The following is a 21,281-nucleotide window of genomic DNA, read 5'->3' on the forward strand; positions in this document are numbered from 1 at the left end:
ACGGTGCGGGAGGCCCAGCCTAGTCGCCAGGCCCGTGCCATCCGGTGAAGATCAGCCGCCGGTCACGCCGCTCCGCGCCTGCCGCCAATGCGCCTGCCAGGCCTGGAACATCAGCACGTTCCACAGGTGGGTATGCCACTTGCGCTGCCCGCCCAGGAACTGCTGCCACAGCGGCTGCACCGCCGCCGCCGACAGCACGCCCTCACGCTCCAGCCGCGCCGGCTGCAGCAGGTCCTCGGCCCAGGGCCGCAGGTCGCCTTTCAGCCAGTCGCTGACCGGTGCGCCGAAACCGCGCTTGGGACGGTGCACCATCGAATGCGGCACGTAACGGCCCAGCACGCGCTTGAGCAGCACCTTGCTGGTCGTCTCACTGCGCTTGAAGCCCAGCGGCAGTGACCAGGCGAACTCGGCCACGCGCCAGTCCAGCAATGGCGCGCGCGCCTCCAGGCTGACCGCCATCGAGGTCCGGTCGACCTTGCACAACAGGTCATCGGGCAGGTAGGTCACGAAATCGGCCAGCATCATCGCGTCGGCCGGTGTCCCCGCGCCATGCAGCGGATCGGCCAGGTCGTAGAAGCTGCCGGCCGTCTGCGCACCGGGCACCGCCGCGGCAGGGTCGCGCCAGCGCGAGATGCGGTTGCGGTAGACGTCGCCGATGCCACGTGCGCCTGTCTCGGCCAGCAGCGCCGCCAGGCCACCGGTCCGCGAGGCCTCGCCCTGCTGCTGCGAGCGTGCGCCCATCCAGCGCCGCAGCGGCCCCGGTACGCGTCCGAGCATCTGCCAGTTGCGCAGCGCGCGTACATACCGGGTGTAGCCGAAGAACAGCTCATCGCCACCGTCGCCGGACAGCGCGACGGTCACGCCCTGCCGTGCCAGCCGTGCGACCAGCGCGGTCGGCACCTGCGACGCATCGGCAAAAGGCTCATCGAACATCGCCGGCAACTGCGGCACCACCGCCAGCGCGTCGGCGCCGCTGACATACAACTCGGTGTGATCACAGCCCAGGTGAGCCGCCAGCTCCCTGGCCAGCGGTGCTTCGTCATGTCCCGAGTCGGTGAAGCCGATGCTGAAACTATGCACCGGCTGCCCGCTCTGCGCCTGCATCAGCGCCGCCACCAGCGATGAGTCGGTGCCACCGGACAGGAACACGCCGACCGGCACGTCGGCCACCATGCGCAGCGCCACCGCATCGCGCAGCAGCGTGTCCAGCTGTTCCTCGGCCTCCTCGATGCGGCCCTGGAACGGGGCGGCCAACGCCGCCTGCATGCGTGCGCGCGCATCCCAGTATGGGCGCTGCGCCTGCTCCGGGCGGTGTGCCGCGGCGCCTGCGGCCACAGCCGCTGCATCCAGCCGCAGCACCCGGCCCGGCATCAGCTTGTAGCAGCGCTGGTGGATGCTGTGCGGCGCCGGGATGTAATCCAGCCGCAGCAGCAAGGTGAGCGCATCGCGGTCGATGTCGTTGTCGAACGCCGGGTGTTGCCAGAGCGCCTTCAGTTCCGAACCGAACACCAGCGTGTCGCCCGCCCAGCCGTAGTACAGCGGCTTCTTGCCGACGCGGTCGCGGGCCAGCCACAGGCAACGCTCCTGGCGGTCCCACAGCGCGATGGCGAACATGCCGTTGCAGCGCTGCAGGGTATCTTCCACGCCCCACTGCAGGATCGCCGCCAGCAGTACTTCGGTGTCGGAATGGCCGCGGAAGGTGTGCCCCAGCGGCTCCAGCTGTTCACGCAGGGCCGCGAAATTGTAGACCTCGCCGTTGTAGGCCATCACGTAGCGGCCGTCCGCCGAGGCCATCGGCTGGTGGCCCAGCGGGGACAGGTCGAGGATGCTCAGGCGCCGATGCGCCAGCGCGATGCCCGCCTCGGCATCGACCCAGCTGCCGCCATCATCCGGCCCGCGATGGTGCAGCGCCTGGCCCATGGCCAGCGCCTGCGCCTGCAGCGACTCGGCCGACGCCAGCGGCGCCGGCAACAACATTCCCGCCAATCCACACATGCATCAGGGTTCCTGCGCCAGGTCGAGGGCGGCGCCAATCACCGCATTGTCGCTTGGAAGGCCGAACATTGCTGCCCCCGCCAGTGGTGTGTACGTATCGGCACCACAGATCCGGCGCAACGGCAGATGGCCGAACCCGGCTTCGACCAGCGCGGTGACCACGCCCTCACCCACTCCGCCGCTGTGGCGGCCTTCGTCCAGCACCAGCACCCGCCGCGCGCCCGCGGCCTGGGCCGCGATGAAGCCGGCATCCAACGGTACCAGCCAGCGCAGGTCGACCACCCGTACCTGCCAGCCCAGCTGCTGCTCGATCGCCCGCGCCGCGCGCAACGCCATCGGCACGCCATTGCCATAGGTGTAGATCACCAGGTCTTCGGCCTCCGGTGCATAGACCCGTCCCTCGCCCGGCACCAGCGCCTGGCCCTGTGCCGGGTAGTCGAACAGCCACTGGCCATCCCCCGCTTCGTGCAGGTCCTTGTTCATGTACAACGCGATCGGCTCCAGGAACACCGCCACGCGCCCATCCACCCGCGCCAGTGCGGCCAGCGTGCGCAGCATCATCACCGCATCGTCGCCGCGCGAGGGGCAGCCGACCACAAGCCCGGGGATGTCGCGCAACGCGGTGATCGAGTTGTCGTTGTGGAAGTGCCCGCCGAAACCCTTCTGGTAGCCCAGCCCGGCCACCCGCACCAGCATCGGGTTGCGATACTGGTCGTTGGAGAAGAACTGCAGCGAACAGGCTTCACCACGCAGCTGGTCGATGGCGTTGTGCAGGTAGGCCAGGTACTGGATCTCCGGAATCGGCAGCATGCCCAGGTTGGCCAGACCCTGCGCCATCCCCAGGATCATGGTCTCGTCCAGCAGCGTGTTGAACACCCGGCGTGGGCCGAAGCGGCGCAGCAGATCCTTGGTGACGGTGTACACACCGCCCTTCTGAGCCACGTCCTCGCCGAACAGCAGGCTCTGCGGATACTTCGCAAGCAGTTCCAGCAGGCCGTGGTTGATCTGGATCGCGAGATGCCGTGGCACCTGTCGTTCCGGCAAGGCCTCGGCACCGCCATAGAGTGCCTCGCGCGCCTCGTCGGCGACCTCGCGCCGGGCTTCGGCCTGCACCGCCGCGGGCGTATAGGGTGCCAACGGCGCCATGACCTCCTGCAGCGACTGCAGCTTCGCACGGCCTTCGGCATCGGCAGCGGCGGCCATGCAGCGCGCGCGCATCGTCTCGTAGGCCACTTCGATGGCGGCTGCATCCATCCAGCCCGATTCCAGCGCGATCTGCGCCGAGCGCAACAGCGGATCCTGCGCCTCGGCCGCGCACAATTCCGGCAATGCACGCCATTCCACCTCGAAGTCGGTGCCGGCGTGGCCCATCAGGCGCGTGGTGCGCAGATGCAGGAAGGTCGGTCGCCGCGTCCGCCGGCAGTGGTCCACTGCGGCCTGCACCTGGGCGTGCCCGGTGGCCAGGTCGAGGCCATCGGCGTAGAAATAGTCCAGCCCCGGCTGGTGGCTGAAGCGCTCGGCAATCCAGCCGTCCGGCGTCTTCACCGAGATGCCCAGCCCGTTGTCCTCGCAGACGAACAGGATTGGCGCCGGCAGTTTCTGGTAGGCCGCCCACATCGCGGTGTTGAACGCCGTCTGCGCGGTAGCGTGATTGGCCGAGGCGTCGCCGAACGAGCACAGCACGATACTGTCGGCGGGAATCGGCAGCGCCTGCGCCAGTCGCTTGCCACTCTCGATGGCCAGTGCCGTGCCCAGCGCTTTGGGCAGGTGCGAGGCGATGGTCGAGGTCTGCGGCAATACCCACAATGGCTTGCTGCCCCACACCTTGTGCCGACCACCACTGGCCGGGTCATCGGCGCTGGCAGCGAAGGAAAGCGCGGCATCGCGCAGCGGGTCGATGCCCGGCACCTGGCGCGAGCGTTCGACCATGAAGGCGCCGGAGCGATAGTGCAGGAATGCGGGGTCGGTATGCCGGCAGGCCCGCGCCAGCAGCGCGTTGCCTTCATGGCCGGACGACCCGATGGTATAGAAGACCTTGTTCTGCACGCGCAATACGCGCGCCATCAGGTCCAGCTGGCGGCTGGCCAGCTGCGAATCGAACAGCTCACCGAAGGCGGCCGCGCTGAGCGTGCTGCCCGGCAGGATCGGCGCGTCCGGCGCAGGACGTGCGCGCGGTGTGCCTCGCCAGCCACGCACCGCGTCGAGGAAATTGGCGTCGCACACTTCGGCGCGGTTGAGCACGCGCATGCGCGCAGGAATCGGATCTGGAACCACAGCAAACATCGAACACCCTCCGTGTCGTTGTTGCGTTCCACCCGGCAACGCCGGGCGCTACCCTGTGGGATCAGGCAGCCTCGAAGCGCGCGCGCACCTCGGCGGTCACCGCTGGCATCGCCACGAAGCGCGGTTGCGCGCGCACGCGCTGCAGCCAGGCGCGCACTTCCGGGAAGGGCGCCAGGCTGATGCCGCCCTCGCCTGCGACGTCGGTATAGGCGAACAGCGCAATGTCGGCGATGCCGTATGCGCTGCCGGTGAACCACTGCGCTTCGCGCAGGTGCTGCTCCATCACCGCCAGCGCGGTGGCGGCGCGCTCGTGCAGGCGTGGCAGTTCAGCACGGCGCGGTGAATCGGCAGGTGTCCAGCCGCGGATGAAGCGCGCTACCGCCACGCATGGCTCGTGCGTGTACTGCTCGAAGAACATCCAGCTCAATGCCTGCGCGCGTTCCCAACCGTCGGTGGGCAGGTAGGGCGTCCCTTCGGCCAACCAGAACAGGATCGCATTGGATTCAGTCAACACGCGGCCATCGTCGCGGACGATCAACGGCACCTTGGCATTGGGGTTGAGCGCGAGGAACTCGGCGGTGTGGGTCTGGCCATGGGCACTGTCCACTTCCACCCAGCGGTAGCGGCTGCCGAGCTGCTCCAGCAGCAGGCGGACCTTGTGGCAATTGCCGGACACCGACATGCCGTGCACCGTCAACGGGACGCGCTCTTCCACCATTGCCTGCTTCCTCGGATCCGGCCGGCGGCCAGCTGCACGCAGTCTGGCAAGCCCGCCGGTGAATGCCAAGCGCGGGTGCAGCATGGCAACACGGTCGTGCCGGCCGCTGGCCGGCGACCTCGATGCAGCTGGTAGTGCCGGCCGCTGGCCCGCATCCTCGATGCAGCTGGTAGTGCCGGCCGCTGGCCGGCATCCTCGATGCAGCTGGTAGTGCCGGCCGCTGGCCGGCAACCTCGATGCAGCTGGTAGTGCCGGCCGCTGGCCCGCATCCTCGATGCAGCTGGTAGTGCCGGCCGCTGGCCGGCATCCTCAATGCAGCTGGATCCAAGCGATTGCCGGCCAGCGGCCGGCACTACCGGCAACGCTCAGCGCGCGCGCTGCCGCCACTGTTCTCGCGACTGGCCCCAGATCTGCATCGGCTTGTCGTTGTACGGCGGTGGCAATTCACCCATGCGCAGCAGCGTGCTGCCGAGCTTGCGCGCGACCGCCCTCGAGTTGTCGTTGTTCTCGGCGATGGTGTGGATCACCTCGTCCCAGCCCAGCGTGTCGAACGCCCAGTCGATGGCGGCAACCGCCGCTTCCGGTGCATAGCCCCGGCCCCAGCTGGCATGCCGAATACCCCAGCCGACCTCGGTTCCAGGCCAGTCCTGCGGCTGCCACGGTCCCATCCGGCCGATCCAGTCACCGCTGGATTTCTCGATCACGCTGAACATCGAGAAGCCGAACAGCTGCCAGGTGCCGGCCAGGCTGCAGAAGCCGCGCCATGCCACCGAGGGCGGTTGAACACCCCCCAGGGTACGCATCGTTTCCTCGTCGGCACAGAATGCCAGGTACGGTTCGTAGTCCTCGCGCAGCAGCGGGCGCAGGATCAGCCGCTCGGTTTCCAGGCGCAGGTCGAAGATGCTCATGCCGACTCCTTGTCGAAGGGGGCGTCCATCATGGTCGATTCCCTTTGCCCACGGATGAATGCCCGTGCGCACAACGAAACGGGCCGGCATGAGCCGGCCCGTCGGGTGCAGCAGCGTGTTCTGGATTACTGGCGCGTGGCCGCCGTGGCGCCGGCAGCAGCGGTCTGCGTGACCAGCTGGCCATCGACCACCGGCAGGCGATCGCTGGCCGGCTTGTTGTCCATGCGCACAGTCTTCTCGGCGCCATCATAGCGATAGGTCACGTTATAGCCCTTCACCACATCATTGGTACCCATGGCGATGCGGCTGCCCGGCTTGCTGGCCATGCGCATGGTGCCGGTGGTGCCGTCTTCGTTGCGATAGGTCACGTTGTAACCGGTGACGCGGCTCGACTCGGACGTTGCGGTTTCGGTGTGGCACTGGCGCTCGGTGCGGTTGACCACGCGGCCGCCCACGTGGCGCTTGTCGATCTGGTTGCCGATGAAGCCACCGGCCACCGCACCGGCTGCGGTCGCGGCCTTCTTGCCGTTGCCGCCACCGACCTGGTTGCCGAGCAGGCCACCCACCACCGCGCCAACCACGGTACCGCCAACGTTGCCATCACGCTCCGGCAGGCGTTCCTGCACCGTCACGTCCTGGCAGACCTCGTGCGGGGTCTGGGTGGTGGAGGTCTCACGCACCGGATCGGTGCCGATCACGGTGGCATAGGCCTTCTGCTTCTCGGTGATCGGGTCGACCTTCAGCACATCGGCATATTCCAGCCCGCGCGGCGCGGACGGGTCGAGCTGGTCACCACGCACGCCATCGTCGGTGGCGTTGCCATCGACCAGGCGCGACTCGCCATTGGGGGTTGCGGCGCTGATGGAGTCCGGCGATTTGTCGCCACTCTTCATGAAGGCGGCGGTGGCGATGCCACCAACCAGCAGCGCGCCCGCTGCGACCAGGACAGTTGTAGTTGTGCTTTTCATGACCTGCTCCTTGCGGACCATCCGCAACGTTCTCGGGACAGATTGCAGCATGCGCTGCCTGAACGGAATCTCCACATTTCCTGCTCATTCCTGTAACCCATTCAGCATCGGGAAATGCTGGGCCCGTGGTAGCGTTTGCATATTCCCCACGAGGATTCCCGCCATGGCCAACCCGATGCTGCTGCCGGTACTGCAATGGGCGCGCCGGCTGCGCTACCCCACCCTGTTCAAGCTCACCGCCGGCCTGTTCGTGCTGACCTTGTTCATCCCGGACCCGATCCCGTTCATCGATGAGCTGGTGCTGGGCTTCGGCACGCTGCTGCTGGCCAACTGGAAGAGCCGCAACGCCACCACGCCACCGCCGCTGGAACAGCGTTGAGCGTGCTGGTCGACAGCCACTGTCATCTCGACGCGAGCGCGTTCGACCCTGACCGTGCCGCAGTGATCGAGCGGGCGCAGGCCGTGGGTGTACGCCAACAGGTGGTGCCCGCGGTCACCGCTGCCAGCTGGCCGAAACTGCGCGAGGTCTGCCAGCAGGCGCCGGGGCTGTACCCGGCCTACGGCCTGCATCCGATGTTCCTGGCCGAGCACCAGCCTGGGCACCTGCCACTGCTGCGCGGCTGGATCGAGCGCGAACGCCCGTGTGCGATCGGCGAATGCGGGCTGGACTTCTTCGTCGAAGGACTGGATGCCGAGGCTCAACAGGCGTATTTCATCGGCCAGCTGGAACTGGCCCGTGAGTTCGAGCTGCCGGTGATCGTGCACGCACGACGCGCGGTGGATGCGGTGATCGCCGCCATCCGCCGCATCGGCGGCCTGCGCGGCGTGGTGCACAGTTTTTCCGGCAGCCCCGAACAGGCCGCGCAATTGCACAGGCACGGCTTCCTGCTGGGTCTTGGCGGTCCGCTGACCTATGAACGTGCCCAGCGCCTGCAACGGCTGGTACGCGGGATGCCGCTGGAGCAGCTGCTGCTGGAAACCGACGCGCCCGACCAGCCCGACGCAGGGGTCCGCGGCCGGCGCAACGAACCGGCGCGGCTGGAAACCATTGCCCGGCACGTAGCTGCGCTGCGCGGAATGGAGCTGGAGGCCCTGGCGCAGGCCACGACCGAGAATGCACGGCGGCTGTTCGCGCTGCCGTCAATGTAACGGCGGGTGCCGACCTTGGTCGGCACGCTGCAACGACCGCGGCGAACCCGACGCCGGGCAGCGTCCGGCACTACCGGCGCCGCCACGGAACGACTGAGTCGCCGACGTTTGGAAGGTAGTGCCGGCCGCTGGCCGGCAACCCCGGGCGGCCGGCACCACCGTCATGCGTCGGCGTAGGCCTCGGTCACCTCGGTTTTCGCCTTCTTCGGCTCCAGCAGCATCTCCAGCGCCTTGCCCACCGCCGCAAAGGCGAACGCGCCGGTGATGTGGGTCGCCGCGCCCAGGCCGGCGCCGCAGTCCAGCTTCAACGCCGCATCGGCACCCAGGTTCGGACGAATGCCGCAGACGCTGCCATCGGCCTGGGGGTACTTCACATTCTCCAGCGAATACACCGCCGGCACGCCGAAATAGCGCTTGGCGTTCTTCGGGAAGTTGAACTCGCTGCGCAGCTTCTTGCGGATCAGCGCCAGCATGGCGTCATGCTCGGTGCGCGAGACATCGCGGATACGTACCAGGGTCGGGTCGGTGCGGCCACCGGCAGCGCCGACGGTCAGCAGCGGCAGCTTGCGGCGGCGGCACCAGGCGATCGTCTCGACCTTGACCCGGAAGCTGTCGCAGGCATCGATCACCAGATCGAACCCGCGGTCCAGCAGCTCAGCCATGTTGGACATCGTCAGGAATGCCTGCACGGCATCGACGTCGATCCCCGGATTGATCGCACGGCAGCGCTCGGCCATCGCCTCGGCCTTGTTGCGCCCGTAATTGCCTTCCATCGCCGGCAGCTGCCGGTTGGTGTTGGACACGCAGATGTCGTCGGCATCGATCAGGGTCAGATGGCCGACCGCCGAACGGGCCAGCGCCTCCACCACCCACGAGCCGACGCCGCCCATGCCGACCACCGCCACGCGACTGCCCTGCAGGCGCTCGAGCGCACCCACGCCATACAGCCGTTCGATGCCGGCGAAGCGTTGTTTGACCTGTTCGTTCATCGGGCTATTTTAACGTGCAGGTGCCAGCGCCCAAAGTACGCCGGCGTCGAACCCACCGTTGCACGCCCGGAGAGCCTGCATGAACGCCAGCCCGCCCCGCCGCCTGTCCACTGCCCATCGCTACCTGTTCGTACTATGCCTGGGCCTGCTGATCGGCCTGGTCGCCACGGTTATGGTGGGCCGCGCCCTGCAGGCGCGTCGCGACCCGTTCCCGGACAGCCTGATGCAGGTGATGCAGCGGCAGTCGCAGCTGCTGCAGCAGGCCCAGCAGCAGAACCGCTGCAGCCTGGCCGACAGCGTGCCGCGGCTGCAGGCGCTACGCCTGTTGTCCAATGACCTGGACCTGGCGTTTCCCGGGCTGAAGGACAGCACGCAGTTCCAGCAGCACGCCAGCCGACTGCGCGGCAACCTCAACACGGCGCTGGCTGCACCGCCAGGCGACTGCAGGGCCTTGGCCCAGCTCGTGGAAACGCTGCAGGCCGATTGCCGGGCCTGCCACCAGGATTTCCGCTGAGGCGCGTTCATCCTGCAGCCGGGCATCGGGTGCGTGGTTGGCGCGTTGTTCACGTTCGAAGGGAGAGGATTCGTCCACCCTGCTGCATGACGCAGTACCACCCAACACACCCGCCTTCACGGCCAGGAGACGCCCCATGAAGATCCAGCTCATCGCCGCCAGCGCCATCGCTACCCTCGCGCTGGCCGGTTGTGCCACCTCGCCCGGTTACAGTAGCGGTGGTTACAACAACGGCTACAACAACGGCGGCTACGGCAACAACGGCGGCTACAACCAGGGCCGCTGCGCCGACTGTGGCATCGTCACCCGCATCAACACCGTGCCCTCGGGCCGCACCGCGCCCAGTGCGACCGGTGCGATTCTCGGCGGCATCGTCGGCGCCGTGGCCGGCCATGAAATCTCCGACCACACCGGTGGCAGCCGTGGCAACAAGAACATTGCCGCCGCTGCAGGCGCGGTCGGTGGCGCCCTGGCCGGCAACCAGATCCAGAAGAATGTCACCAGCGATACCTACGACATCAGCGTGCGCATGGATGATGGCCGCACCATCGTGGTCAACCAGCGCGACCTGGGTGGCATCCGTGAGAACACCTATGTGCGCGTGGTCAACGGCAAGGTCATCCTGCGCTGACCTGCAGCGGGCCTGAGGCAAAGAAAAAGGCCCGCTTGCGCGGGCCTTTTTCATGCCGACGGACGGCAGCTGTTACACCGGCTGGACCTTGTCAGCCTGCAGGCCCTTCTGGCCCTGCACGACTTCAAAGCTCACAGTCTGGCCTTCCTTGAGGCTCTTGAAGCCCTGGGTCTCGATGGCGCGGAAGTGCACGAACACGTCCTCGCCATTCTGCCGGCTGATGAAGCCGAAGCCCTTCGCATCATTGAACCACTTTACGGTACCGGTCTCGCGATCAGCCATCTCACTAACTCCCTTTGACTCTCTCTTGTTGTTGGAAACGCCTGGTGGGCGGCTGACAAGCAAGGGGGAAGCGAGGTGCATCGATGCAGCGGATCGGGAAGATCTTGCTTCATCAGGCCACGATCCACGGTGACCTTGCCAAGCTCAGCGACTGCAACTTAACCCGGCCAAAACGAAAAAGCAACTGGCAAAATCTTTCACTGTCAACCCCAAAACGGACTCCATACGGGACAGCATGGGACTCTCATTCATCTTGTATCTGCTAGCGGTCATTTTTGTCCTCATAGGCATCGCCGGCATCATCCTGCCGGCCCTCCCGGGCATCCCGCTGGTGTTCATCGGACTGCTGCTGGCCGCCTGGGCCGACGGCTTCGCCCACGTCGGCTGGCCCACCCTGGTCGCGCTTGGGGTACTGACCCTGCTTTCGCTGCTGGTGGACGTGCTGGCCACGGTGGTCGGCGCGCAGCGTGTCGGCGCCAGCCGCAAGGCGCTGTGGGGAACCTTCGTCGGCAGCATCGTCGGCCTGTTCTTCATGCCCATCGGCCTGTTTGCGGGACCGCTGGTCGGTGCCCTGCTCGGCGAGTACTGGCACACCCGCGAACTCGGCCGCTCGACCAAGGTCGGCCTGGCCACCTGGCTCGGCATCCTGCTTGGCCTGGCACTGAAACTGGCGGTCGTGATCGCGATGCTGGGCCTGTTCGCGTTCGCCTGGTTCTTCTGAGCCACCTGGCCTTCACGCCACGCGCACGCTGTGGCCGTGCATAAACCGTGGGGCTGGCCGCAATCCGGCACAGCCGCCACACTGTGTGATTCCCGAATTCATCGAAGGGCCTGCTGCAATGACCCTCCCCACGCTGTTTCCCCGTCTGGCGCCGCTGGCGCTTGCCCTGGCCAGTGCACCGCTGGCTGCGCAGGAGTTCGCGCCTACCGCCGACGCCTCACCGGCCGCCTGCGCGGCAATCACCACCGACGCGGCCCGGCTGGCCTGCTATGACCGCCTGTTCGGGCATACCCCGGAGGCTACCGCCGCCGCTGATGCTGCCGCCGAAGCGGCTGCGCAGGCCCGCCGCGAAGAACGGCAGACCGCGCGCGTGAGCCAGGGCGAGGAAAAGCTGCGCGAGCGGGTGAGCGACCTGTTCCGCCCGGCGACGCCGGACAGCGCGCTGGCCAACGCCGGCCGCGGTTCGCTGCTGGACAGCCGCTGGGAACTGGCCGAGGACTCCAAGCTGGGGCCGTTCCAACTGCGCGCCTACAAGCCGGTGTACCTGCTGCCCGCCTTCTGGACCAGCGATCGCAACACCATGCCGCACTCGCCGAACCCGGCCAACAGCGTGACCACCCCGCAGGTACTCGACAGTGCCGAGCTGAAGTTCCAGATCAGCTTCAAGACCAAGATCGCCGAGAACCTGTTCGGCGACAACGGCGACATCTGGGCCGGCTACACCCAGAGTTCGCGCTGGCAGGCCTACAACAGCGAGGATTCACGCCCGTTCCGCGAAACCAATTACGAGCCGGAAGTGATGATGGTGTTCCGCAACGGCTACTCGGTCGGTGGCTGGCGCGGCCGCATGACCGGTATCGCGCTGAACCACCAGTCCAATGGCCGCGCCGACCCGCTGTCACGCAGCTGGAACCGGGTCATGCTCAACATCGGCCTGGACCGCGAGAACTGGGCGCTGGTGCTGCGTCCCTGGTACCGCATTCCCGAAAGCCGCAGCGAAGACAACAATCCGGACATCGAGGATTACATGGGTCGCGGCGACGCCACCCTGACCTGGAACCGCAATGGGCATGAGGTCTCGCTGATGGCGCGCCATTCACTGCGCACCGGAAGCCGTTCGCACGGTGCGCTGCAGCTGGACTACGGCTTCCCGATCAGCAACCTGCTGCGTGGCCATGTGCAGGTCTTCGACGGCTACGGCGAAAGCCTGATCGACTACAACCACAAGGCCACCTATGTGGGTGTGGGCGTGTCTCTGCTGGAGTGGTTCTGATGGACGTGACGATCTGGCACAACCCGGCCTGCAGCAACTCGCGCGGCGCACTGAAGCTGATCCGCGATGCGGGCTTCGATCCGGTGGTGATCGACTACCTGGGCAACCCGCCGGACACAGCCACGCTGCGCCAGGTACTGGCCGAATCCCGGCTGCACGCACAGGAACTGGTACGCAGCAAGGAGGCGCTGTTCGCCGAACTGGGCCTGGACGGCGCAGACGACGCCACGTTGCTGGCGGCGATGAGCGAACACCCCCGCTTGATCAATCGCCCCGTGGTGCGCACGACCAAGGGTACGCGGCTGTGCCGCCCACCGGAAACAGTGCTGGAGATCCTGTAACCCGAAAAAGGGGACGGAGGGAATTAAGTCGTTTGTGCACAAACGACTTAATTCCCTCCGTCCCCTTTTTCGGGTTACCGCCAGTCGGTGATGCCTTCGCGGCGGTAGACCTCGGCGAACGCCGGGCGCGCCTTCATCGAGGTGGCATGCGCCTTGAGCACCGGCCAGGTGTCACTGGGTTTGGGCATGTTGCGCGACCAGCGCATCAGCATCACCAGCATGTAGTCGACCACGCAGGGCGTGGCGCCCAGCAGGTACGGACCGTGCGCCTGCAGGTGAGCGGCAACGTGCTGCCAGGCCGCTTCGAGCCGCTGACGCGCCATCTCGCGGCTGGCCTCAACGTTCGCCTGGCCGGCCATTTCATGCGGATAGAACCAGGCCCGATAGGCCGGCTGCAGCGTACTGGCACACCAGAACATCCAGCGGTAGGCATCGCCACGCTGCGGCGTGCCCGGCACCGGGAGCAGGCCGGCCTCCGGGTGGCGATCAGCCAGGTACAAGGCGATGGCCGCCGCTTCGGTCAGTACCAGGCCATCGATCAACAGTGTCGGCACTACACCGGCCGGATTGAGCGCCAGGTACTGCGCCGACTTGTGCTCGCGCGCGTCGAAATCCAGCAGCACCAGTTCATGCTCGATGCCGAGCTCGATCAGCAGCCAGTGCACGACCAGCGCGGCGGTACTGGTCGAACCATACAGCGTGGTGCTCATGCGGAAGATCCTGTGCAGGTGGATCAGCCGATTATGCGCCCACGCGCGCGATCGTTGCTCAGCCGCAGCCGCTCATGCAGGAATCCCGGCGCTCGCCACAGGACATCATCGGCGCGCGCATCGCGCAGTCGTGCGTCTTCAGTTCGCAGGCACGGCGCAGCTCCGGATTGTCCACGTCCCTGCAGCGTTTGTCCGGCGCCGGCACCACCTGCTGCTCGCAGTTGCTCTGGCGGCTGCCGAGGGAGTCATTCTGCGCCATGCAGCTGCGATAGCCGGCCTGGCACTGCACGCGGCATTGCGCCGATGCGGGGAAATCCGCGCCTTCGTACGACGCCGGGGTGCTGCAACCAGCCAGGGCCAGCAGCACGCCTACCACGATGAACCGATGCAGGGCCATGGACACGTCCTGTGCGAGAGTGTTCCGACCGTAGCAGAACAACCGCTACCGGAACATCAATATTCTTGCCCATACAACAACGGCGCCACAGGGGCGCCGTTGTCCGGTCCGGGATGGAGGGCTTACTCCACAACCACCGGAATCTTGCCGATGCGGGCCTGCCATTCGCGCGGGCCGGTCTTGTGCACCGATTCGCCGGTGGAATCCACCGCCACGGTCACGGGCATGTCCTGCACGGTGAACTCGTAGATCGCCTCCATGCCCAGGTCGGCGAAACCGACCACCTTGGCGGCCTTGATCGCCTTGGACACCAGGTAGGCCGATCCACCGACGGCCATCAGGTAGGCCGACTTGTGCTTCCTGATCGCCTCGATCGCGGCCGGGCCACGCTCGGCCTTGCCGACCATGCCCAGCAGGCCGGTCTGCGCCAGCACCTGCTCGGTGAACTTGTCCATGCGGGTCGCCGTGGTCGGACCGGCCGGGCCCACCACTTCGTCGCGCACCGGATCGACCGGGCCGACGTAATAGATGAAGCGGCCCTTCAGATCGACCGGCAGTTGCTCGCCCTTGTTGAGCATGTCGACCATGCGCTTGTGCGCGGCATCGCGGCCGGTCAGTAGCTTGCCATTGAGCAGCAGGGTCTGGCCCGGCTTCCAGCTGGCCACATCTTCCGGGGTGATCGTGTCCAGGTCCACGCGGGTGCCCTTGGACGCGTCATAGGTCAGCTTCGGCCAGTCTTCCAGCGACGGCGGGTCCAGCATCACCGGGCCACTGCCATCCAGGGTGAAGTGCGCATGGCGGGTGGCGGCGCAGTTCGGGATCATCGCCACCGGCAGGTTGGCCGCATGGGTCGGATAGTCGTTGATCTTGATGTCCAGCACAGTGGTCAGGCCACCCAGGCCCTGCGCGCCGATGCCCAGCGCATTGACCTTCTCATACAGCTCCAGGCGCAGCTCCTCGATGCGGTTGGAGGCACCACGGGCCTGCAGCTCGGTGATGTCGATCGGTTCCATCAGCGCCTCCTTGGCCAGCAGCATCGCCTTCTCGGCGGTGCCACCGATGCCGATGCCGAGCATGCCCGGCGGGCACCAGCCGGCGCCCATGGTCGGCACGGTCTTCAGCACCCAGTCGACGATGGAGTCGGACGGGTTGAGCATGGCGAACTTGGTCTTCGCTTCCGAACCACCGCCCTTGGCAGCAACGATGACGTCCACCTTGTTGCCCGGCACCACCTTGACGTTGACCACGCCCGGGGTGTTGTCCCTGGTGTTGATGCGCTTGCCGGCCGGATCAGCCAGCACCGAGGCGCGCAGCTTGTTGTCCGGATGCATGTAGGCGCGGCGAACGCCTTCATTGGCCATGTCTTCCACGCCCATGGTGGCGTCATCCCAACGCACGTCCATGCCGATTTCCAGGAACACGGTGACGATGCCGGTGTCCTGGCAGATCGGACGGTGGCCTTCGGCGCACATCCGCGAATTGATCAGGATCTGGGCCATCGCTTCCTTCGCGGCCGGCGACTCCTCGCGCTCGTATGCGGCGGCGAGGTTCTTGATGTAGTCGACCGGGTGGTAGTACGAGATGTACTGCAGCGCGTCGGCGATGGACTGGATGAGGTCTTCCTGCTTGATCGATGTCACGGCTTGCTCGCTTGCTCGAGGCTGGCGGGGGTAATCCGCCCATTTTACCCCCTCCCCCGGCCCCGGGGTGGTAGTGCCGGCCGCTGGCCGGCAAGATTCCCCCGACGCTCTGTCACGCCACGCGCCACTGCGGCGTCCTTGCCCACATGAACGCCGAAACCGTTTTCCAGACCCACCGCCCGCGCCTGATGGCGCTGGCCTACCGCCTGCTCGGCAGCCGCGCCGACGCCGAAGACGTGGTGCAGGACGCCTGGCTGCGCTGGTCCGGCGCCGATCCTGCCAGCGTCCGCGATGCAGAGGCCTGGCTGGTCACCACCACCACCCGGCTCGGCCTGGACCGCCTGCGAGCGGCCAAGCGCGAGCGTGTCCACTATGTCGGCCCATGGCTGGCCGAACCGCTGGCGGTCACCCTGGAGCCTGACCCCGCGCCCGGCCCGGCCCAGCTGCATGCGCTGGCCGACGAGGTCTCGGTCGCCTTCCTGACCCTGCTCGAACAGCTCGGCCCCGAAGAACGCGCCGCCTTCCTGCTGAAGGAGGTCTTCGACCACGACTACCGTGAGATCGCCGACCTGATCGGCCACAGCGAAGCCAACTGCCGGCAGCTGGTGCACCGCGCCCGGCAGCGTCTGCAGGCCGGACGGCCGCGCTTCAACGCCGATGCCATCCAGCACCGGCGGTTGCTGGCGCGCTTCATGGATGCCTCGCAGCGCGGCGACAGCGAGGCGATCCAGGCCCTGCTGCACGCCAACGCGCAACTGGTCTCCGACGGTGGCGGCGTGGTTACCGCCGCGATCCGCCCACTGCGGGGTGCCGAGCGCATCGGCCGCCTGTTCTGGGCCATCGCCCGCCGCGGCGCCGCGCATCCGGCGCAGCTGGGCTACGTCAACGGCGAGCCTGCGATCCTGCGCTTCCAGGGCGATCGCCTGCACTCGATCACCACCATCGAAGTGGTCGATGGCCGCATCGCCAACATTTACAGCGTGCTGAATCCGGAAAAGCTGCCGAGTATTCAAGGCGCACTCTCCGATTAGACATACGGACTTGGGCTTGGGCAATCTGTCAGCGCAATGGAAAGGAAATTGACGGCAATGAATCCCAATAGGCCAAGAAAGAGGATCAAAGTGAAAGTCGGCGATGTATTTGCCGTACCGCTCAATGAAGTCGAGCTCGTTTTTGGCTATTTGCGCACTTACCAAGATCCGGACGTAGCGATCCTTCCATTCATTTCAAAGGGCAGAATGCTCCGCGACTGCGAACTTCCCACGTTGGAGAGCTTCATGGATGTACTGACTATTCGCACCGGAATTGAAAGAGGTGATTGGCCCAGAATCGGCTCTTTTCCTTTTCCGAATGAAGAATCAACTTGGGCACCACCAAGAAGGCAACTATCAACGATCCGTCCGGATGTCAGGCTCGTGGTAGTCAAGGGCAACTTTGTTCCTGCTGAAAAATATGGCGAATGGGACACTCTACCCGTGCTCATCAAAGCCGATACTGACCAATTGAAAGCGTTGATTCTCACGTCAGCAGCTGAGTTCCAGATTCTCACCTGAGCGAGATGCACCACGGCTCGATGACACTGCAGGATTCTTTGAGGAGGTCGGTACGCGCATCTGGAGTCGCACTTGGCCCGTCGGCATTTCGCTTTTGACCATTCGATGTCACGAACAGGGACGGCACGGCGTCCTTGTAATGAAAGGCGGCCACTGTGGCCGCCGTGGAGCCCACGATGTCCAACCACACTTCCCCCCGCGTCCCCTACACCCGCCTGGCCGCCGAGGCCTTCAAGGGCCTGCTGGCCACCAGCCAGGCGGTGCATGACAGCTCGATCGACCCGACCCTGATGGAACTGGTGTTCCTGCGCGTGTCGCAGCTCAACGGCTGCGGCTACTGCATGGACATGCACGGCACCGCGCTGCGCAAGGGTGGCATCGAGCCGCGCAAGCTGGACACCCTGCCCGCCTGGCACGAAAGCCGCTTCTTCGACGCGCGCGAACGCGCAGCACTGGGCTGGGCCGAGGCGCTGACCCGGCTGACCGACGGTGCGCCGTCGCAGGCAGCGTTCGATGCGCTGGCACCGCACTTCGATGCGAAGGGCATCAGTGACCTGAGCATGGGCATTGCGGTGATCAATGCCTGGAACCGGCTGGGTGCGGGGCTGCTGCCGCCGCTGCCGTAAAAGGGTCCTGTTGGCCGGGCTGCCGCCCGGCACCCGCAGAGGCCAGAGCAACAGCTGGAGCAACGGCAAAAGCTGGCTCTTCTGCGGGTTGGCAGGGTGGATCCACGCCATGCGTGGATGCGGGAGGGTCGGATCCCTTCGCTTCGCGAAGGGCTCTGACCCCGGTGCCGGCCACACGGCTGCACTGACCCCATCTGCACGTATCAGGCGCGCACAATACGCGCATGCCTGCTTCCCCCACCGCTGGCGCTGCCGCCGCGAAGAAACCCAGCCTGCGCCAGCGCTTCAGGGCGATGCGCAATCTGCCCCCCTTCCTGCGCATGGTCTGGAAGACCAGTCCGGCGCTGACCCTGGCCAGCCTGGGGCTGCGCCTGATCCGTGCGCTGCTGCCGGTGGCGATGCTCTACGTCGGCAAGCTGATCATCGACAGCGCCCTGCGGCTGAGCCAGCACGATGCCGGCTTCCCGCCGCTGGGCGAGGCGCTGTCCAGCGGCCTGCTCAATCCACTGCTGGGCCTGCTGGCACTGGAATTCGGCCTGGCCATCGCCTCGGACCTGCTCGGCCGGCTGGTCAGCTATGCCGATGCCCTGCTCTCCGAACTGTTCGCCAACGCCACCAGCATCCGCCTGATGGAACACGCCGCGACGCTGGATCTGGAGGACTTCGAGGACCCGGACCTGCAGGACAAGCTGGACCGTGCACGGCGCCAGACCATGGGCCGGATGAACCTGATGAGCCAGCTGTTCGGCCAGGTGCAGGACGCGATCACCGTGGCCAGCCTCGCCGTTGGCCTGCTGGTCTACGCGCCGTGGCTGATTCTGCTGCTGGCGCTGGCACTGGTGCCGGCCTTCATCGGCGAATCGCACTTCAACGCGGCCGGCTACAGCCTCAACTTCCAGTGGACGCCCGAGCGCCGCCAGCTCGACTACCTGCGCCAGCTGGGCGCCAGCGTGGAAACGGCCAAGGAAGTGAAGATCTACAACCTGCACCGCTTCCTGGTGGAGCGCTACCGGCGCCTGTCGGTGGCATTGTTCCAGGCCAACCGCGCCCTGGCACGGCGCCGCGCGTTCTGGGGCACGCTGCTGGCTGCGCTGGGCACGCTGGGGTATTACACCGCCTACGCCTACATCGCATGGCGCACGGTGCGCGGGGACTTCTCGATCGGCGACCTGACCTTCCTCGCCGGCAGCTTCCTGCGCCTGCGCCAGCTGCTGGAAGGCCTGCTGATCGGCTTCTCGCAGGTGGCCAGCCAGGCGCTGTACCTGGATGACCTGTTCTCGTTCTTCCAGATCCAGCCGGAAATCCACTCGCGCGATGGGGCCGTGCGCGTGCCGCAGCCGATCCGCCAGGGCTTCGTGTTCGAGAACGTCGGCTTCCGCTACCCCGATGCCGAACAGTGGGCGGTGCGCCATCTGGATTTCCAGCTGCACGCCGGCGAAGTGCTGGCCCTGGTCGGCGAGAACGGCGCCGGCAAGACCACCCTGGTGAAGCTGCTGGCGCGGCTGTACGAACCGGACGAAGGCCGCATCCTGCTCGATGGCCGCGACCTGCGCGATTACGACCTGCATGACCTGCGCGCCAATCTCGGGGTGATCTTCCAGGATTTCGTGCGCTACAACCTCAGCGCCGGCGAGAACATCGGCGTCGGCCAGGTCGAGGCGATGGACGACCAGGCACGCATCGCTGACGCGGCGCGACGCGGCATGGCCGAGGAAGTGATCGACGACCTGCCCGGCGGCTACGACCAGCAGATCGGCCGCCGCTTCAAGCAGGGCGTGGACCTGTCCGGTGGCCAATGGCAGAAGATCGCCATTGCCCGCGCATGGATGCGCAATGCGCAGGTGATGATCCTGGATGAGCCAACGGCAGCGCTGGATGCCCGCAGTGAGTTCGAGGTGTTCCAGCGGTTCAGGGAACTGGCGGATAATCGCACCGCCGTACTGATTTCCCACCGCTTTTCCTCGGTACGCATGGCCGACCGCATCCTGGTGCTGGCCGATGGCCGGATCGAGGCCAGCGGTACCCATGCGCAGCTGATGGCGCAGGGCGGCCGCTATGCCGAGCTGTTCGAGCTGCAGGCGGCGGGTTACCGCTGAGAACGCCTCTCGTTCCGCCCAATGAGAACTTGTCTCATTTGAGATAGAATCACCCCCGACGACTTTCGATAGATACGCCCATGTCCTCCGCTTTCGGCGCCGAAACGGTGCTTGAGGTCCGTCACTGGACCGATGCCTACTTCAGCTTCACCACCACCCGCGACAGCGGTTTCCGCTTCGAGAACGGCCAATTCGTGATGATCGGCCTGGAAACCGAGGCGCGACCGCTGCTGCGCGCCTATTCCATTGCCAGTGCCAACTGGGAAGAACAGCTGGAGTTCTTCAGCATCAAGGTGCAGGACGGCCCGCTGACCTCGCGCCTGCAGCACATCAAGCCGGGCGACAAGGTACTGGTCGGCAAGAAGCCCACCGGCACCCTGCTGATCAGCGACCTGCATCCCGGCAGGAACCTGTACCTGCTGGGCACCGGCACCGGCCTGGCGCCGTGGCTGTCGGTCATCAAGGACCCGGAAACCTACGAGCGCTTCGAGAAGGTGATCCTGTGCCACGGCGTGCGCTACGAAAAGGACCTGGCCTACCGCGATTACTTCGAGAGGGAACTGCGCGAGCACGAGTTCCTCGGCGAGATGATCGGCGACAAGCTGCTGTACTACCCGGCCGTCACCCGCGAGCCGTTCGCCAACCAGGGCCGCCTGACCCAGCTGATGGAGAGCGGCGAGATGCAGCGCACCCTCGGCCTGCCGGAACTGAGCCCGGAAAACGACCGCGCGATGATCTGCGGCAGCCCGCAGATGCTGGCCGACCTGCGTACCGTGCTCGACGCCCGGGGCTTCCAGGTTTCGCCGCGCATCGGCCAGCCGGGCCACTACGTGTTCGAGCGCGCGTTCGTCGAGAAGTGATGCTGCAACGGTAGTGCCGGCCGCTGGCCGGCGCTTCCTGGCCCACGGGGTTGCCGGCCAGCGGCCGGCACTACCTCACAGCAGCGCTTCGATCGCGCTGCGCAACTGCTCCGGCCTGGTGGTGGGCGCATGCCGCGACGCCACCTGCCCCTGGCGATCGACCAGGAACTTGCTGAAATTCCACTTGATGCGGGCACTGCCGAGCAGGCCACGCTTTTCGTGCGTCATCCAGGCCCACAACGGATCAGCGCCCTCGCCGTTGACCTCGATCTTCTCCGACAGCGGGAAGCTGACCGGATAGTCCAGCGAACAGAACTGGCGGATCTGCGCGGCATCACCGGGCTCCTGCGCACCGAACTGGTTGCACGGGAAGCCGATCACCACCAGGCCGCGTTCGCGGTAGTCCTGCCACAACTGTTCCAGCCCGGTGTACTGCGGGGTGAAGCCACAGCGGCTGGCGACGTTGACCAGCAGCAACGCGCGCCCTTGGTACTGCGCCAGCGCCTGCGGATGGCCGTCGAGGTCACGGAAGCTGAAATCGTAGGCGGTGGTCATGGTGACGGGCCGTGGGCGGTAAATGCATGGTACCCGCGCCCGGACCCGCCAGCATGCCTTTTGACACAAGTG

The 21,281-nt window shown here is 66.5% G+C and carries 23 protein-coding genes; 12 read left to right on the forward strand and 11 right to left on the reverse strand.

Features of this window, described 5'->3' with window-relative positions; translation table 11 throughout:
* Nucleotides 1-51: 51 nt before the first annotated feature.
* The 5 genes from asnB to ACMGRF_RS11105 form a co-directional block, all read right to left on the reverse strand.
* Nucleotides 52-1,995 carry an asparagine synthase (glutamine-hydrolyzing) gene (gene asnB, locus ACMGRF_RS11085; protein ID WP_414485221.1) on the reverse strand — a complete coding sequence of 648 codons (1,944 nt, stop codon included), beginning with the start codon at nucleotides 1,993-1,995 and terminating at the stop codon, nucleotides 52-54.
* A 3-nt stretch (nucleotides 1,996-1,998) separates the two neighbouring features.
* Complete coding sequence (locus tag ACMGRF_RS11090; RefSeq protein ID WP_262257115.1) at nucleotides 1,999-4,278, reverse strand: transketolase C-terminal domain-containing protein; 2,280 nt, start codon at nucleotides 4,276-4,278, stop codon at nucleotides 1,999-2,001.
* Nucleotides 4,279-4,339: 61 nt separating this feature from the next.
* On the reverse strand, nucleotides 4,340-4,996 hold the full coding sequence (locus ACMGRF_RS11095) for a glutathione S-transferase family protein (RefSeq protein WP_049410529.1): 657 nt from the start codon (nucleotides 4,994-4,996) through the stop codon (nucleotides 4,340-4,342).
* 365 nt (nucleotides 4,997-5,361) lie between these two features.
* Entirely contained in the window at nucleotides 5,362-5,904 is a 543-nt protein-coding gene (locus ACMGRF_RS11100; RefSeq protein ID WP_134709689.1) for a GNAT family N-acetyltransferase, read from the reverse strand.
* A 125-nt stretch (nucleotides 5,905-6,029) separates the two neighbouring features.
* Nucleotides 6,030-6,872 carry a glycine zipper 2TM domain-containing protein gene (locus ACMGRF_RS11105; protein ID WP_049410551.1) on the reverse strand — a complete coding sequence of 281 codons (843 nt, stop codon included), beginning with the start codon at nucleotides 6,870-6,872 and terminating at the stop codon, nucleotides 6,030-6,032.
* Between the two features lie 163 nt (nucleotides 6,873-7,035).
* On the opposite strand from ACMGRF_RS11105, the gene ACMGRF_RS11110 reads away from it, so the two are divergent.
* On the forward strand, nucleotides 7,036-7,251 hold the full coding sequence (locus tag ACMGRF_RS11110) for a DUF6116 family protein (RefSeq protein ID WP_005417541.1): 216 nt from the start codon (nucleotides 7,036-7,038) through the stop codon (nucleotides 7,249-7,251).
* Nucleotides 7,248-8,021, forward strand: coding sequence for a TatD family hydrolase (locus ACMGRF_RS11115; protein WP_414485222.1), 774 nt, complete (start codon nucleotides 7,248-7,250; stop codon nucleotides 8,019-8,021). The genes ACMGRF_RS11110 and ACMGRF_RS11115 overlap by 4 nt, the downstream gene beginning before the upstream one ends.
* 161 nt (nucleotides 8,022-8,182) lie before the next feature.
* Here the strand turns inward: ACMGRF_RS11115 and ACMGRF_RS11120 are convergent, their stop codons facing one another.
* A complete protein-coding gene (locus ACMGRF_RS11120; RefSeq protein ID WP_005417543.1) occupies nucleotides 8,183-9,010 on the reverse strand; it encodes a ThiF family adenylyltransferase in 828 nt (275 codons plus the stop codon).
* A gap of 79 nt (nucleotides 9,011-9,089) precedes the next feature.
* On the opposite strand from ACMGRF_RS11120, the gene ACMGRF_RS11125 reads away from it, so the two are divergent.
* Nucleotides 9,090-9,524, forward strand: a complete 435-nt coding sequence (locus ACMGRF_RS11125) for a cytochrome c (RefSeq protein ID WP_049410541.1) — start codon at nucleotides 9,090-9,092, stop codon at nucleotides 9,522-9,524.
* A 136-nt stretch (nucleotides 9,525-9,660) separates the two neighbouring features.
* A complete protein-coding gene (locus ACMGRF_RS11130; RefSeq protein WP_099494575.1) occupies nucleotides 9,661-10,155 on the forward strand; it encodes a glycine zipper 2TM domain-containing protein in 495 nt (164 codons plus the stop codon).
* A gap of 72 nt (nucleotides 10,156-10,227) precedes the next feature.
* On the opposite strand, the gene ACMGRF_RS11135 is transcribed toward ACMGRF_RS11130, so the two are convergent.
* Entirely contained in the window at nucleotides 10,228-10,437 is a 210-nt protein-coding gene (locus ACMGRF_RS11135; protein WP_010486802.1) for a cold-shock protein, read from the reverse strand.
* 235 nt (nucleotides 10,438-10,672) lie between these two features.
* On the opposite strand from ACMGRF_RS11135, the gene ACMGRF_RS11140 reads away from it, so the two are divergent.
* The 3 genes from ACMGRF_RS11140 to arsC all read left to right on the forward strand — a co-directional run bounded on the left by ACMGRF_RS11140 (nucleotide 10,673) and on the right by arsC (nucleotide 12,772).
* Nucleotides 10,673-11,158, forward strand: coding sequence for a DUF456 domain-containing protein (locus ACMGRF_RS11140; protein ID WP_032958895.1), 486 nt, complete (start codon nucleotides 10,673-10,675; stop codon nucleotides 11,156-11,158).
* 118 nt (nucleotides 11,159-11,276) lie between these two features.
* Nucleotides 11,277-12,431, forward strand: a complete 1,155-nt coding sequence (locus tag ACMGRF_RS11145; protein ID WP_164284447.1) for a phospholipase A — start codon at nucleotides 11,277-11,279, stop codon at nucleotides 12,429-12,431.
* Nucleotides 12,431-12,772 carry an arsenate reductase (glutaredoxin) gene (gene arsC / locus ACMGRF_RS11150; protein WP_049410547.1) on the forward strand — a complete coding sequence of 114 codons (342 nt, stop codon included), beginning with the start codon at nucleotides 12,431-12,433 and terminating at the stop codon, nucleotides 12,770-12,772. Before ACMGRF_RS11145 ends, arsC begins: the two co-directional genes overlap by 1 nt.
* 74 nt (nucleotides 12,773-12,846) lie before the next feature.
* Here arsC and ACMGRF_RS11155 read toward each other — a convergent pair whose 3' ends face one another.
* From ACMGRF_RS11155 to ACMGRF_RS11165, 3 genes are all read right to left on the reverse strand, one after another.
* Complete coding sequence (locus tag ACMGRF_RS11155; RefSeq protein ID WP_049417208.1) at nucleotides 12,847-13,482, reverse strand: glutathione S-transferase family protein; 636 nt, start codon at nucleotides 13,480-13,482, stop codon at nucleotides 12,847-12,849.
* Between the two features lie 58 nt (nucleotides 13,483-13,540).
* Nucleotides 13,541-13,879 (reverse strand): hypothetical protein, encoded by a 339-nt coding sequence (locus ACMGRF_RS11160; protein WP_134709691.1) that lies wholly within the window; start codon nucleotides 13,877-13,879, stop codon nucleotides 13,541-13,543.
* Nucleotides 13,880-14,001: 122 nt separating this feature from the next.
* Entirely contained in the window at nucleotides 14,002-15,519 is a 1,518-nt protein-coding gene (locus tag ACMGRF_RS11165) for a fumarate hydratase (RefSeq protein WP_049439373.1), read from the reverse strand.
* 146 nt (nucleotides 15,520-15,665) lie between these two features.
* On the opposite strand from ACMGRF_RS11165, the gene ACMGRF_RS11170 reads away from it, so the two are divergent.
* From ACMGRF_RS11170 to ACMGRF_RS11190, 5 genes are all read left to right on the forward strand, one after another.
* Nucleotides 15,666-16,550, forward strand: coding sequence for an RNA polymerase sigma-70 factor (locus tag ACMGRF_RS11170; RefSeq protein WP_134709692.1), 885 nt, complete (start codon nucleotides 15,666-15,668; stop codon nucleotides 16,548-16,550).
* A 57-nt stretch (nucleotides 16,551-16,607) separates the two neighbouring features.
* Nucleotides 16,608-17,072: a hypothetical protein gene (locus ACMGRF_RS11175; RefSeq protein ID WP_134709693.1), complete on the forward strand. Its 465-nt coding sequence runs from the start codon at nucleotides 16,608-16,610 to the stop codon at nucleotides 17,070-17,072.
* A 176-nt stretch (nucleotides 17,073-17,248) separates the two neighbouring features.
* Nucleotides 17,249-17,698, forward strand: coding sequence for a carboxymuconolactone decarboxylase family protein (locus ACMGRF_RS11180; RefSeq protein WP_111097167.1), 450 nt, complete (start codon nucleotides 17,249-17,251; stop codon nucleotides 17,696-17,698).
* Between the two features lie 224 nt (nucleotides 17,699-17,922).
* Nucleotides 17,923-19,794: an ABC transporter ATP-binding protein gene (locus ACMGRF_RS11185; RefSeq protein WP_414485223.1), complete on the forward strand. Its 1,872-nt coding sequence runs from the start codon at nucleotides 17,923-17,925 to the stop codon at nucleotides 19,792-19,794.
* 80 nt (nucleotides 19,795-19,874) lie between these two features.
* A complete protein-coding gene (locus ACMGRF_RS11190; RefSeq protein WP_005417572.1) occupies nucleotides 19,875-20,654 on the forward strand; it encodes a ferredoxin--NADP reductase in 780 nt (259 codons plus the stop codon).
* 75 nt (nucleotides 20,655-20,729) lie between these two features.
* On the opposite strand, the gene ACMGRF_RS11195 is transcribed toward ACMGRF_RS11190, so the two are convergent.
* Complete coding sequence (locus ACMGRF_RS11195; RefSeq protein ID WP_049417219.1) at nucleotides 20,730-21,209, reverse strand: glutathione peroxidase; 480 nt, start codon at nucleotides 21,207-21,209, stop codon at nucleotides 20,730-20,732.
* Nucleotides 21,210-21,281: the final 72 nt, after the last annotated feature.

This window comes from Stenotrophomonas sp. EMP41 (assembly GCF_047495535.1).
GTDB classification, from domain to species: domain Bacteria; phylum Pseudomonadota; class Gammaproteobacteria; order Xanthomonadales; family Xanthomonadaceae; genus Stenotrophomonas; species Stenotrophomonas sepilia.

What these genes read in the sequence shown, in the direction of transcription:
- asnB (WP_414485221.1), bottom strand. Translation starts at nt 1,995, where the DNA reads ATGTGTGGATTGGCGGGAATGTTGTTGCCGGCGCCGCTGGCGTCGGCC.
- ACMGRF_RS11090 (WP_262257115.1), bottom strand. Translation starts at nt 4,278, where the DNA reads ATGTTTGCTGTGGTTCCAGATCCGATTCCTGCGCGCATGCGCGTGCTC.
- ACMGRF_RS11095 (WP_049410529.1), bottom strand. Translation starts at nt 4,996, where the DNA reads ATGGTGGAAGAGCGCGTCCCGTTGACGGTGCACGGCATGTCGGTGTCC.
- ACMGRF_RS11100 (WP_134709689.1), bottom strand. Translation starts at nt 5,904, where the DNA reads ATGAGCATCTTCGACCTGCGCCTGGAAACCGAGCGGCTGATCCTGCGC.
- ACMGRF_RS11105 (WP_049410551.1), bottom strand. Translation starts at nt 6,872, where the DNA reads ATGAAAAGCACAACTACAACTGTCCTGGTCGCAGCGGGCGCGCTGCTG.
- ACMGRF_RS11110 (WP_005417541.1), top strand. Translation starts at nt 7,036, where the DNA reads ATGGCCAACCCGATGCTGCTGCCGGTACTGCAATGGGCGCGCCGGCTG.
- ACMGRF_RS11120 (WP_005417543.1), bottom strand. Translation starts at nt 9,010, where the DNA reads ATGAACGAACAGGTCAAACAACGCTTCGCCGGCATCGAACGGCTGTAT.
- ACMGRF_RS11125 (WP_049410541.1), top strand. Translation starts at nt 9,090, where the DNA reads ATGAACGCCAGCCCGCCCCGCCGCCTGTCCACTGCCCATCGCTACCTG.
- ACMGRF_RS11130 (WP_099494575.1), top strand. Translation starts at nt 9,661, where the DNA reads ATGAAGATCCAGCTCATCGCCGCCAGCGCCATCGCTACCCTCGCGCTG.
- ACMGRF_RS11135 (WP_010486802.1), bottom strand. Translation starts at nt 10,437, where the DNA reads ATGGCTGATCGCGAGACCGGTACCGTAAAGTGGTTCAATGATGCGAAG.
- ACMGRF_RS11140 (WP_032958895.1), top strand. Translation starts at nt 10,673, where the DNA reads ATGGGACTCTCATTCATCTTGTATCTGCTAGCGGTCATTTTTGTCCTC.
- ACMGRF_RS11145 (WP_164284447.1), top strand. Translation starts at nt 11,277, where the DNA reads ATGACCCTCCCCACGCTGTTTCCCCGTCTGGCGCCGCTGGCGCTTGCC.
- arsC (WP_049410547.1), top strand. Translation starts at nt 12,431, where the DNA reads ATGGACGTGACGATCTGGCACAACCCGGCCTGCAGCAACTCGCGCGGC.
- ACMGRF_RS11155 (WP_049417208.1), bottom strand. Translation starts at nt 13,482, where the DNA reads ATGAGCACCACGCTGTATGGTTCGACCAGTACCGCCGCGCTGGTCGTG.
- ACMGRF_RS11160 (WP_134709691.1), bottom strand. Translation starts at nt 13,879, where the DNA reads ATGGCCCTGCATCGGTTCATCGTGGTAGGCGTGCTGCTGGCCCTGGCT.
- ACMGRF_RS11170 (WP_134709692.1), top strand. Translation starts at nt 15,666, where the DNA reads ATGAACGCCGAAACCGTTTTCCAGACCCACCGCCCGCGCCTGATGGCG.
- ACMGRF_RS11175 (WP_134709693.1), top strand. Translation starts at nt 16,608, where the DNA reads ATGAATCCCAATAGGCCAAGAAAGAGGATCAAAGTGAAAGTCGGCGAT.
- ACMGRF_RS11180 (WP_111097167.1), top strand. Translation starts at nt 17,249, where the DNA reads ATGTCCAACCACACTTCCCCCCGCGTCCCCTACACCCGCCTGGCCGCC.
- ACMGRF_RS11185 (WP_414485223.1), top strand. Translation starts at nt 17,923, where the DNA reads ATGCCTGCTTCCCCCACCGCTGGCGCTGCCGCCGCGAAGAAACCCAGC.
- ACMGRF_RS11190 (WP_005417572.1), top strand. Translation starts at nt 19,875, where the DNA reads ATGTCCTCCGCTTTCGGCGCCGAAACGGTGCTTGAGGTCCGTCACTGG.
- ACMGRF_RS11195 (WP_049417219.1), bottom strand. Translation starts at nt 21,209, where the DNA reads ATGACCACCGCCTACGATTTCAGCTTCCGTGACCTCGACGGCCATCCG.